This window comes from uncultured Victivallis sp., assembly GCF_944391105.1.
Classification (GTDB): Bacteria; Verrucomicrobiota; Lentisphaeria; order Victivallales; family Victivallaceae; genus Victivallis.
Genome location: NZ_CALXSK010000070.1, coordinates 1 through 11,793, shown reverse-complemented (window position 1 = coordinate 11,793; position 11,793 = coordinate 1). Strand labels below are relative to the sequence as shown.

Sequence of the window (11,793 nt, the reverse complement as noted above, 5' to 3'; positions counted from 1 at the left end):
AGATCCGCATCACGGCGATTCCCTACGCCCTCTGGCAGAATCGCGGCAAGTCCGAACTTGCAACCTGGCTCCGGAGCAACTGACCCGACAGCCGCGTCAAAGCGGGAGGGGCACCCCTCCCGCTCAATCTCCTGCCGACGAGGTCTCTCCGGCAGGGGATTGAGCGGTCCGGACGGGCGGGGTCTTCAGGAGTACGACATTCCCCTCCCCGGCTGGGAAGAATTTGTTGGAGATGCTGCCGTAAAAACTCCAGCCGTCGAACAGTTCCGGCGGGAGCAGTTGTGCTTCCACCCTTTGACCGTCAAACTCATAAAAGACGGTTTCCCCCTCCTGCGTGGCCCAGCCCCAGTCATGGAACACCCGGTCCGGACAGGCCGCGCCATACCCTTTTCCGTTGTACTCGAACAGCACCAGCAACTGCCGCGCCGCCGCGTCAACCAGATAATCGCCGTCTTTATCGCCCAGAAAGAGCCGCCCGTCTTTCAACCGGTAGAGGGTGAACGCGATTCGTCCGCCCGTGTTGACCTGGAGATAACGGTAAACGGCCCCGTCCGCTTTCCCGAAGCGCAGCCGGTATTCGTACTCCGCCTGAAACGGATGGATGGGACGCTCTTCAAATGCGAGTTCCACCCCCTGTTCCGGCGGCAGTTCAAAGCTGCGCCAGTCACCGACAAAACGCTCCCCGGAGTGGAGCGCAATCGCAAAATGGATCATGAAATACGCGACGGCAACCCAAACCGTTCCAATCCCGAAAAACAGAAACAGGAGCACGAACGGCAGAATCGCCCGTCTGTTGGTTGCGCGATATCTCCGACGGATAAAACGGGCAATTCCGAAAATCACGGCGACACCCGCGACAATCCCCAGAGCAAGGAAGGAAAGCATCAACACCCAGCGGAGCACGGGATACCGCTCCTGCGAAACCAGCCCCACTCCAGCGACCGGCACCATCATCGATGCGATGATCACGGCACATCCGACGGGGACGCTTTTCAAGGCGACGATCCAGTTTCCGGTCATGCGCCGGGTGCGCGGAACCGCCCAGAGAATCACGGGAATTACCAGCAGAAAAAAAAACGCCAAATGTCACCAACCATGCTTTCCCTCCGGTTTCATTCCTGAAAAAAGACGACAGGCACTCACTCTTCATCCGTGAGAGTCCAGATCTGTTTCAACGGCAGATCGGCTCTCAGTTCCGGATCGAGTTTCTCATAGGTCTGAAAAAGCGCCGCGAGCAGTTCGTTCTTCCCCCAGAGCCGGACGCTGAAGAAAGAGCTCTGCTCTTTGATCGAACTCTTATAGCCGCCCCAGGAGACGAACAACCCCTGTGTCGCCTGCGAATCCTGCATCGCCCCTTTCAGCGCCTTGATCTCTTTGAGTTCCACAGGAGTGTCCTGCGACTTCACCTGAACACACAGACGCGGCTCTCCGAATCCGAGCGACCCGGTTCCCGCCAGAATATCGACCCCGCCGTCCGGCCCGGGAGGACTCATGAACGTGTGATATCCCTGCGCCGCCAGAATCCCGTTCACGAGACGGGCCAGCTCATGTCCCTTGAATCTGGAGCCGATCAGCCGGATGATCTGATCGCGGGCGAGTTCTTCGACATCCTGAAAGGTTTCTTCGGTTTCGTCAGCGGAGAGATCCATCGTGACATAGCCGTCGCTCCCGGCGGCCCAGCGGCTTTTCTCCATATTTCTCAACCGCTCCTCCGCATTGTTCCGCGATATCCGGCAAATGGTCAAAGAAGCTCCGAACGAAAAGAGCAGATCCTGCGCAAAGTTCGACCGGGGAATATTTTCTCCGATCCATTTCACGGGAATCCGGTGAAAATAGGGGCTTGCCGCGGCCGGGTCGAATTGATATCCCTGCACGACTTCCCCGATCCAGATCGTTGGCTGCGTTTTCAGGGGAAGAATCACCCAGTCTCCGACGCTGATTTCATGGGACCCCATCCAGATCTGGGAAGCCCAGATGCGGATGGTATTGGTTTTCACGTCCGGATAAATTTCCCTCAACTTGTGTTTGATCTCATCCCGCGAATGGAATCCGGCGAGATCGCAGTTCAAATCGCTCCACGTGATATAAAAACAGTGGTCCTTGATGAATTTTTCCGCATATTCACCACGCCGTCCCGCCCGGATCATCCACAAAGCCATCGTGTTTTCCTCCCGCCTGCCGCACCTTGTTCGACTTGAGATAAAAGTTAGCATGAGTTTCCCCATCTGTCAAATCCCCCTGTCAGGTGCGCTTCCATGCGCCGACCCGTCCCGGTGATATTCCCTTCCAGCAGAGGCAGCAAATCCCGCGGGCCATCTTTGAGCTCCGCGTATTTTCATGCCGGATTCCCGAATTTCTGCTGGCAATCGAAACATTCCATGCTATCTTACCTCAGAAGAGATAACGAGCCGGCGACAAGGGTCAAAGCAACGTCAAAAGTGTTCCTGCAGAAAACGAAGCGGAGAATCGACACGATGACAACGAGCCTGTCAAACTATCTTTCAGCAAAGAAAAAGACATACATGATCCTGATCGTCGCCGCTCTTGTCGTGTATCTTCTGGTATCGCTGACAGGAGTCCGGAGTTATTTCTGGTACACGCTGCTTTTCTGGGAAGTTTTCGTTCTGCTGTTTCTCCTCGGACAATGCCAGTTGAATCTCTGCCGGAAGAAACAGGCGGTGATTCATGAGGCGACGGAACTTGTTGCCCGTGAGCTCGAAATACCATGCGCGAAATCCAGACCGTGGGACGGGGACCAGTGCCGGAGCGCCCTCTTCTTCCCGGGCAGGTGAACGCATTTTATCTCGAACGAGATATTCCACATCAAATTTTCACGCTGGAAAAGCAGGGAGGAACCCTGCAATACAGCCACGTGAGTGTCGGAGAACTGTTCGGCAGCGTGAAAAAAAACGGGAAACGATATGTTGTGCGCGGAGGAATCAGAACCTCCGTCACGTTCAAAATCGTTTCAACGGGTCTTCTATTCCGCTGTTCCTTCCCGTTTTCCTTTTCCGACAGCTGGCTGTTTCTCCCCCGGAAATGGGGACACCATCTGGAACAGATAACGGCGGCGAATTTTCTTATGACAACTCCTTTCCGAAAAAGTGAAACGCCTCCGAATTTCAGTTTGTTCAGAAATGAAAACGATGCGCTCTGGATCTACTCGACCGCAGGCTCGGAACAGGAAGCCTCCGCCGCGATTCGGGAGGAGTGTTCCTTTGCGGAAAGCTGTTATGCTCCGCTGCGCGGGAAACCTTACAGCCTCATGAGCTTCACCGGGAACACCATGTACGTTTACATTCCATTCGTCTGGGAAATGGCCTCCGAACAGAAACTGCGGGAGAGCCTCGCCGAATACAAAGCGGACATTGAACTGGTCAAGGGGATTGTTTTCGGGCAGATCATGCAGCGGCATTATGAAAAGCAGTTTGCCGCCATGAATGGCGAGTCGTGATGCTTTACCGCAGACCCGGAACCGCTTCTCGCGAATCCGCCCACCACGGGGAAGCGGATACGGAAATTCCGCCCATGAGTTTTGACGGTCTGACTCCAGAATTTCGGCAGGTCCGCAATGGAACACGGGGAAAGTGCCGGGAAGTTCCGGAAATCTTCCCGCCGGAGATAAACCGAACATTCCAGAATCCAGCCACTCAATCCAGGCGTCGGGACCGGAAGAATCGGCAAGGGGGAATGGCTGTCGTTCCCCGGGGCTTGCGAAATCATACTCCGCAATCGCCAGAATCCTCGGCTCCTCTTCCACTCCCGGAATATCGCAATGTTGAAAACAGGAAAGTGTTTGATCGTCCAATAAACATACCAATAAATAAACCAGAAACAAGAAAAATATACGTTTTTTTGCAAATACTGGTCAATAAACCATTGACTTTGCGTTTGTGGCACACTATAATATAAATGTAAATGAACCAGAATGGAGATTAAAATGGGACGACCGTCACTAAGTGGAAAACTGTCGGCGCAGATTTTGACGGAATACGGGCCATCCGGCCTGCTGCCGAGTGAACGGGAGCTGGCGACTCGCTATGGTTGCAGTCGTCTGACCCTGCGGAAGGCATTGCATCTGCTCCATGCCTCAGGCCTGGTCAGCTCCGCCCCGCGCAATGGGCACTTCTTTACGGACGCCGGTCGGGAAAGCATTCTACAGACGCAACGGACAACTCCGACTTTCATGCTCTTTTCCATGGAGGAGCGCCTCCGCGATCCGGCTCATACCTACATGATCGGGGGAGCGGTCCATCAGGCACGCCTGAGCCACGTAAATCTGGTTCTGCGGGAACTCGCCGACCGCGACAGCGATTTCGACGCTCTGCGCGGCAAAGTGGAGGCCGATGGATATATCATCGCCGGTGCCGCGCCCTCCGCTCTGGTTGAGGCTCTCACTGCGGACGGAAAACCCTGCGTAGTCCTCGGCCTTCTTTATGAACAAGCCGATGCTCCGGCAAGGCTGTGCTGTCAGCAGCTGCTGCTGGGGACCACCCATATCTACCGGGAAGTCGGACGTCATCTCCGGGAATTGCACCATCGCAAAATCATGGTGGCCTATACCTATGGAGAAAGCCGTGATATTGCAGAAGTGATCCGAAGCGCATTCTCCTCACTCCCCTCCGGCGAAGTCTCGATCGAAGCGTTCTGCCCGCCGTTGATGCGGCAGGAACGCACCCCGGAAACTCTTCGGAGGGCGGCTTTCGACACGGTTCGCCAGCTGAACGGGCATACGGCGCTGGTGGTTCCGGAGGGACACATTTACGCCCTGGAAATCATTCGCCAGCTGCAATGCAGCCGCATCCGGTTTCCCGAGGACATCAGTCTTGTAATCCAGGGGTGCGAAACCGACTGGTTCCTGGACAGTTACCAGATCAGTTGCGTCTACGCCGAATACCGCGATCAGGGAATGGCGTGCATTCGGGAACTGCTGCGGCAGCTGAACAATGGACGCAGTGAAGCAGGGGTTCGTTACACCCCGGCTCAATATATCATGCGTCAGTCGACCGGGCCCGCGCCAGCAGCAGCCCCTGACATCCATCCCGGCAAATAGAGGCAGATTATGTTCAGATACACTCAACCCCAATACAGGAGAATGGTTATGAGGCCGAAACATTTTACACTGATTGAACTGCTGGTTGTGATTGCGATCATCGCGATTCTGGCAAGCATGCTGCTGCCGGCTCTTTCCAGAGCCCGCATGGCAGGGAAAGACGCGAAATGCAAATCCAACATGAAACAGCTCGGAATGGGCTTCGCATTTTACAACAACGACAATAATGACTACCTGATGCCAATGTCGATACGGATCGACAACGTCGCCTACAACTGGCCTGCGGCAGTCGTAAAGCTGAACGGCCTGAGCGAAGAGGTGATGTCCTGTCCAGGTGGAGTTATTGTTTCCCCGCGCGGCGAAGGGAACGCGGGAGTCGACATGACAAAGTTCGGCGGCGGACTTTACGGATATGAGGCGGCCGGCGGCGAATGGAATTCCTCGCTCGACAATCCCGGACAGGGAGGTGCGTCCGTGCAGGTGAAAGAATGCGGCTACACCGTTTCGGCCTCTTTCAATCTGTACAATGAACCGGGGTGGATGCCGGCGAAAAAGATCACCCGTCTGAAGCTGAAGTATGGCTTGAGCCAGACTTTTCAGGCGGGAGACGGCACAACCGGTGCGATCTGGCCTTCGGGAACCCCGGGAAATCATACCCGCTATCCGGAGTTGTGGAATACAGCGGTTCGTCACGGCAGCAAGATGAATTACCTCTTTATGGACGGTCGCGTCGACCGGATCATGAACATCGCCCAATCCCCGTATGAGGATGAAGATTACTATCAGGAGCAGCCGTAAATCCATGAGAAAGGTTCGACATGCCATTGTGTTTCTGCTGGCAGCGGTCACACTGCCGCTGGCTGCGCTGGATGCACCTCCCGCAGGGAATCTGATTCCGGAGCTGAACTTTCAGAACCCGGCCGGCTGGAGTCTGGGCTGCGAGGGAACCATCCAGTCGGTCGGCGGGAAATTCGGCGACCAGGTTCTGGAAATCCGACGCAACGACGCGAGTCTCTATCAGCCGGTCTCGTACCAGTTGAACCGGAAACAGCTGAAGAACAACACGGTCTACACGTTCGGCGCCTGGGTGCAGGGCTCGAAGGATTCGAATCCCTCCCTTGCCGTCGAGTTTCATGACCGGACCGGGAAATACCTTTCCGGCGTCTATCTCGGCGACCACACCCCCTCGATGACGGAGTGGCATCTCTTCAGCGGAGAATTCACTGTTCCGGAAAACGCGGGACATGCCAAACTGACGCTTTTTCTGCCGAAAAACCGCGTGGGAATCAATCGGTTCTGCGGAATGTTCGTCGCGCGGGCGGAACGTGCTCCCGAACTGTGGCTTTACTGGAAAAGCCCGCGCGGCACACTCTTCACCGATGCAGAGAAAACGGAAATGACCTTCGGAATTCAAATGCTCGGCCTGCCGGAAAACCTCATGAATAAAAACCTTCCCCTGCGCGCCTCAATCGAGCAGAATGGAACGGTGTACGGAAGCTGCACCGGGAACTGGCGGACAACAGCACGGGAGATTGCATTCACATTGCCGGTGCATCCCGGTTATTCGGAAGTCAGAGTCGAAATCACCACTCCGGACGGCAAACCCGTCGCTGTGCGTAAAATGCCGTTGACTGCGGCTCCGGCCTCCGAGGCGTTGCGCCCCGGAACCGTATCCATCGATGCCAACGGACGAATCCTCGTGGACGGAAAAAAGTTTCTGCCGATCGGACTATACATGAACTGCGTGGACGATCGGCTTAAACAGCCGCGGAATCTGGAGGAGGATCTGCAAATCATCGCTCGAAGTCCGTTCAACTGCATTCTGGACTACTCGGCTATGAGCTGGAAAGAACCTGGAAAAATCATGGAGTTCTGCGAAGCGAACGGCATCAAGGTGATTGCCCCGATGGGTGCGGATCAGAATGTTCCGCTCATGGGACGCTTTCAGGATTCCCCCGCATTGCTGGCCTGGTACATCGCCGACGAACCTCCGGGCAGTGAGCTGGAAAATATTCTGAAACGCAAAGCGGAACTGCTCAAGCGCGACTTCCGTCATCCGATTCTGGCTGTGTTCTGCCGGGACAATGACGTTGCCCGTTTCGCCTCGCTCTGCGACCTCTACGGAGTGGATCACTATTCCATCACCAATCCCGGAGATACCCTCGACGGCGTCGTCGGCGGTCTGGAGAACACACTCCGGGCACTGGCCATCCCCAATCCTCCGCTGGTCGGCGTGCCGCAGTTTCACAACATCGGCAACTATGCGACCCGGAGTCCGGAGGAATACGCGAAGTACCGCGCACCGACTGAAACAGAAATGCGCGCCTCTGTATGGCTTGATGCGATTTCCGGTGCCAAAGCGTTTCTCGGCTACAGTTACTTCGACCTTTTCAGCGGCGTAAACGGCGAGGACGAATTTGACCGCCGCTGGCCGGAAGTGTGCCGGGTCGGTGCGGATCTCCGGGAGTTGAGCGATTATCTGCTGGGTGACGCTCCGATGCGGAAAATCGTTTTCCGCGGTGACGGCGGCATTCTGCGCGGTGGATTGTTCACAGCCGACGACGGGCGACGATGCGTGCTGATCGCCGCGCCACACGGTCCGGTGAAGGGGAGCTTCACTCTGCCCGCGGGTTGGAAACCGCAATCACGTTATGGACTGGTTCGGCATCTTGGCGGAAATCGCTGGGAATTCTCCTCCGACGGAGCAGCAGCCGAACTGTTGATCGATTGAATCCGCCCCTCCATCTCCCGGGAAACAGCGAATGCCTTTCCCGGTTTTTTTTAACCTTCGAGACACAGCCATGAGCGAACAGCCCCAGAATATCATTCTCTCCAAAACTCTTTTCCGATATCGTCCGACGACCACTCCCGGTGCACCGGAGCTGAGCACCGGCACGTTGCAATACACTCTGCCGGGGCTGATCTCGACCATGACGGTTCTCTGCCTCGGGACCGGGATCTTCACCATGATGCAGGTGATGCTCGGCAACGCTCTGCCGCTCATCGCCAGGAATTATGGCGCGAACAATCAGCTGATCGCGCTTCTTGGCACGACGATTCCCTATGTGTTCAACATGATCATCACGCCGATTGTGAGTTTCCGCAGCGACCGGACCCGCACAAAGCTCGGTCGGCGCATGCCTTTTCTTCTGTTCGCAACGCCATTCATGGCGCTCGCACTCATCGGCATCGGGTGGGTGAAACCGATCTGCCGGCTGTTGGAAAACTGCTTCGTCTGGTACAGCGATTCCTTCGATTTGTGGATTCTCGGAGGATTGATCGTTTTCTACAACATCTTCTACCTGATTATCGGCTCGATCATTTACTATCTCTTTCCGGATGTGATTCCAGAGCGGTACATCGGCCGGTTCATGGCACTGCTGCAACTGAGCGGCTCCCTGGTGGGATTTCTTTTTTCACGTTATCTGCTCAAATTTGTGGAGAACTATCAGGAGACGTTGTTCACATCGCTGGCGGCACTCTTTGCCGCAGGGATGTTCTGGATGATTTTCACGGTTCGCGAAGGGAGTTATCCCGGGGTTGATCCTGATGCGAAAGCACCGTCGTTCGTCGGAAACATCATGATCTTTGTCCGGGAGTGTTATTCGATTCCTTTTTACTACTGTTTTTTTCTCTCGATGGCGCTGAGCGAAGTGTCGATGATCACACGCGGCATGTTCAATCTGCTCTATGCCAAGGAACAACTTCATATCTCCGTCGAAGATTTCGGCATCATCAGCGGCTGGTTCGGCCTGGTCGGAGTGATATTGAGTTTTCCACTCGGGGTTCTCGTGGATAAACTCGGTTCCCTGAAAGTGTACGGACTCGGTCTCATACTCGTGATCCTGACAAACCTGTTCGGATTCTTTCTGGTCCGGGATTACACGACATTTTATGTGGTAATGATCGCACTCGGAGTGGTTTATGCCATCCAGATGACAAGTTCGCTGCCGGTTTTCGTGGACATTCTTCCGAAAGAGTTCTACGGTCAGTTCAGCGCAGCAAACGCGCTTTTCCGGGCACTGTTCATGACGGTCGGCTCCTACTGCGGCGGACTGCTTTTCGATCTCATCAAAGATTATCAGTATATTTTCGCCTGGGACTTTCTTTTCACGGTTCTGTCGTTCCTCTGCTTCGTCAAACTCTACCGTGACTGGCAGAAACGCGGCGGCCGCCGCGGATACGTCGCCCCGGTATACCGGAAAGAGATGGACTGACGTAAAACAACAATCTGAACAACAATCCTGGCAATTGACCTGTCAGAAATCATGAACATGAGGAGATGTCGTTTCATGACGAAAATCCCGAATCTGGTGTGGCGCACCACGGATGTGCCGGAAGAACTGCATGAACTCCTTGCGACCCTGGGAGAGGAGTACCCTGTTTCCAGCAATGGCCGCGGCCTCAAGCTGAAGGCGAAACGGGTGGAAGGAGAAGGTACAATCTCGCGCGTGAAACGCTCTCCCGGAACGGTGGAGATCGAGTATACCTCCATCGCGGCGGCCGCGCGCGGAATCGGATCTGCCCTCGGAAAAATCGAATGCGATGAAACGACTCCCTTCAAAACGCTCGGAATCATGCTTGACGTATCCCGCAACATGGTCATGCGGGTCGATCACCTGAAGATGTGGCTTCGTCGCCTGGCGCTCTCCGGGTACAACATGGTCATGCTCTACACGGAAGACGTCTACAAGCTGCCGGACGAACCGTTTTTCGGCTACATGCGCGGAGCGTATACGATCGATGAAATTCGAGAACTCGATCTCTATGCTTCCCGTCTCGGGATTGAGCTGGTCGGCTGCATCCAGACACTCGGCCATCTCGAACAGATCCTCAAATGGGGTGGAGCCTACGACAAAGTGAGAGATACCGCCAGTGTCCTCAGAGTCGACGAACCGGAGACCTACAAGCTGATTGAAAAAATGCTCGATTTCTGGAGCAAAGCTCTTAAAAGCCGCCGCATCCACATCGGAATGGATGAGACTCACGACCTCGGTCGCGGGCGTTTTCTCGACATCCACGGCTATGAAAGCGGATTCGAACTCTTCAACCGCCATCTTGCGAAAGTCAATGCGCTGTGCGAAAAAACCGGATTTTCTCCGATGATCTGGTCGGACATGTACTTCCGGCTTTCGAATCCTGATCAGGAGTATTATGACCTTGAGCATGAAATTCCGGAATCCGTGTGGAAACGCATTCCGCGGAATGTGCAGCTCGTCTACTGGGATTATTGTCATGACAACGTCACGATGTATGAAAAAATGATCCAGCGTCACCGTAACATCGGTTTTGAGCCGGTCATGGGATCCGGAATCTGGACCTGGACCCGTCTCTGGTACGATCACAAAAAAACGATGCAGACCGCCATTCCGTGCATCCAGGCGTGTCGGCGACAGAAAATTTCGGAAATCTTTTTTACGATGTGGGGGGATGACGGCGCCTATTGCAACTACGACTCATCCCTGGCCGGAATCGTTTTCTGCGCGGATCTTGCGTTCGGCGTTCCGGCGGACGATCCGGACAAGGAGACCTCGCGCCGGTTTGCCGCGATCTGCCGGAGCAGTTATGAAGCGCACGTGACCGCCTCATCCATCCAGGCGTTTGACGAATATGCGATGAATCCGGCAATGATGATCTGGGATGATCCGCTGCTCGGCATCCTCTTTGATGACTGCAAGCGGCGAAATCCGGAATTCGACCTTCAACTGAGCGTCCGCTATCACGAAATGCTGCACAAACTCCTGCCACATCTGGACGATCGTTCGGCGGGAGATTTCGAGCACATCGTCAACGCACTTGATCTTCTGCTGCTGAAACTGGAGTTGCGTGGCACGCTGGAAACCGCCTATGACCGCGATGACCGGATTGCCCTGCGGCAGCTTGCCGTTTCGCACATTCCGGCGGTGATTGCAGCAGTATGGGAGTTCGATGCCTCGTTTCGCCGCCAATGGTTGAAATGCGCAAAACCATTCGGACTTGAAGTCATTCAGGCGCGTAACGCGGCACTGGCGGCCCGGCTGGAGGAAACCACAATGCGAATCCGCGAATACCTTGACGGTACTGTTTCCGCGATTGACGAGTTGGACCATCGTATCCCTGCCGCAGAGAAAACAGTGAATTTGCTGAATTGGTATCGTAACGTTGCAAGTGGGTCCGTTCTTTAGTCAGCCGATTCTGCAAATAGTCGAATGCGGGGAGGAAAAGTCTTTTATAAAAGTTTTTTCCTCCCGCGTTCTTTCTCTCCAAACCTGTTTGAGCAATAATGATTTTGCCGGCAGACCGGCTGGACCGATGAGAGCTTGAGAAATCTGTACTACCCCTCCCCCATTGGACAACTTTTGCAGAAGATTGGTGTAAAAAGCCTTTTAAAAAGTCATTCTCGATTTCGAGGCGTCCGATTTTCCTCATCAGATCGTCTTCGGTATACGGCTTGCTTTCTCTTCGCTCTGTCCTGGACTGGAAAATCTCGGAAACTCCTTCCATGAGTTTCTTTTTCCACTGTTGAACCTGATTCGGTTGTCCAGGGTTCGGGGCAAACCGCAATATATGCGACCACATCAGCGATCAGGAATGCAAACTCCGAGTAAAGCAGAACGGAATTTCGCGAATAAAAAATAAAACACTGCCGTCCCATACATCTTTGAAATTGTCATTTTTGTCCTCCTGTTTGAGCTTGCGTTGATTGTTTTTTTAAATTACCCATTTCCGGTTTTTCCTTTTCGTTGAGTTGGATTATAGTT

The 11,793-nt window shown here is 54.5% G+C and carries 10 protein-coding genes; 8 read left to right on the top strand and 2 right to left on the bottom strand.

From position 1 onward, the window contains the following. Positions 1–2 precede the first annotated feature (2 nt). Entirely contained in the window at positions 3–83 is an 81-nt protein-coding gene (locus tag Q0K10_RS15660; protein ID WP_366943029.1) for a hypothetical protein, read from the top strand. Between the two features lie 40 nt (positions 84–123). Here Q0K10_RS15660 and Q0K10_RS15045 read toward each other — a convergent pair whose 3' ends face one another. Together Q0K10_RS15045 and Q0K10_RS15040 are read right to left on the bottom strand one after the other, a co-directional pair. Beyond that, on the bottom strand, positions 124–1,083 hold the full coding sequence (locus tag Q0K10_RS15045; RefSeq protein ID WP_294508778.1) for a hypothetical protein: 960 nt from the start codon (positions 1,081–1,083) through the stop codon (positions 124–126). 56 nt (positions 1,084–1,139) lie between these two features. Beyond that, positions 1,140–2,159 (bottom strand): restriction endonuclease, encoded by a 1,020-nt coding sequence (locus Q0K10_RS15040; RefSeq protein WP_294508774.1) that lies wholly within the window; start codon positions 2,157–2,159, stop codon positions 1,140–1,142. 315 nt (positions 2,160–2,474) lie between these two features. Between Q0K10_RS15040 and Q0K10_RS15035 the strand changes: the two genes are divergently transcribed. The 7 genes from Q0K10_RS15035 to Q0K10_RS15005 all read left to right on the top strand — a co-directional run bounded on the left by Q0K10_RS15035 (position 2,475) and on the right by Q0K10_RS15005 (position 11,217). Further along, positions 2,475–2,792, top strand: coding sequence for a hypothetical protein (locus tag Q0K10_RS15035; RefSeq protein WP_294508770.1), 318 nt, complete (start codon positions 2,475–2,477; stop codon positions 2,790–2,792). A 335-nt stretch (positions 2,793–3,127) separates the two neighbouring features. After that, positions 3,128–3,454 (top strand): hypothetical protein, encoded by a 327-nt coding sequence (locus Q0K10_RS15030; protein WP_294508767.1) that lies wholly within the window; start codon positions 3,128–3,130, stop codon positions 3,452–3,454. Between the two features lie 486 nt (positions 3,455–3,940). Then, entirely contained in the window at positions 3,941–5,053 is a 1,113-nt protein-coding gene (locus tag Q0K10_RS15025) for a GntR family transcriptional regulator (protein ID WP_294508764.1), read from the top strand. Between the two features lie 48 nt (positions 5,054–5,101). Next, on the top strand, positions 5,102–5,851 hold the full coding sequence (locus Q0K10_RS15020; protein WP_294508761.1) for a type II secretion system protein: 750 nt from the start codon (positions 5,102–5,104) through the stop codon (positions 5,849–5,851). 4 nt (positions 5,852–5,855) lie between these two features. Continuing rightward, positions 5,856–7,784 carry a carbohydrate binding domain-containing protein gene (locus tag Q0K10_RS15015; RefSeq protein ID WP_294508758.1) on the top strand — a complete coding sequence of 643 codons (1,929 nt, stop codon included), beginning with the start codon at positions 5,856–5,858 and terminating at the stop codon, positions 7,782–7,784. Between the two features lie 70 nt (positions 7,785–7,854). Next, positions 7,855–9,270 carry an MFS transporter gene (locus tag Q0K10_RS15010; protein ID WP_294508754.1) on the top strand — a complete coding sequence of 472 codons (1,416 nt, stop codon included), beginning with the start codon at positions 7,855–7,857 and terminating at the stop codon, positions 9,268–9,270. Positions 9,271–9,345: 75 nt separating this feature from the next. Further along, positions 9,346–11,217, top strand: coding sequence for a beta-N-acetylhexosaminidase (locus Q0K10_RS15005; protein ID WP_294508751.1), 1,872 nt, complete (start codon positions 9,346–9,348; stop codon positions 11,215–11,217). Positions 11,218–11,793 lie beyond the last annotated feature (576 nt).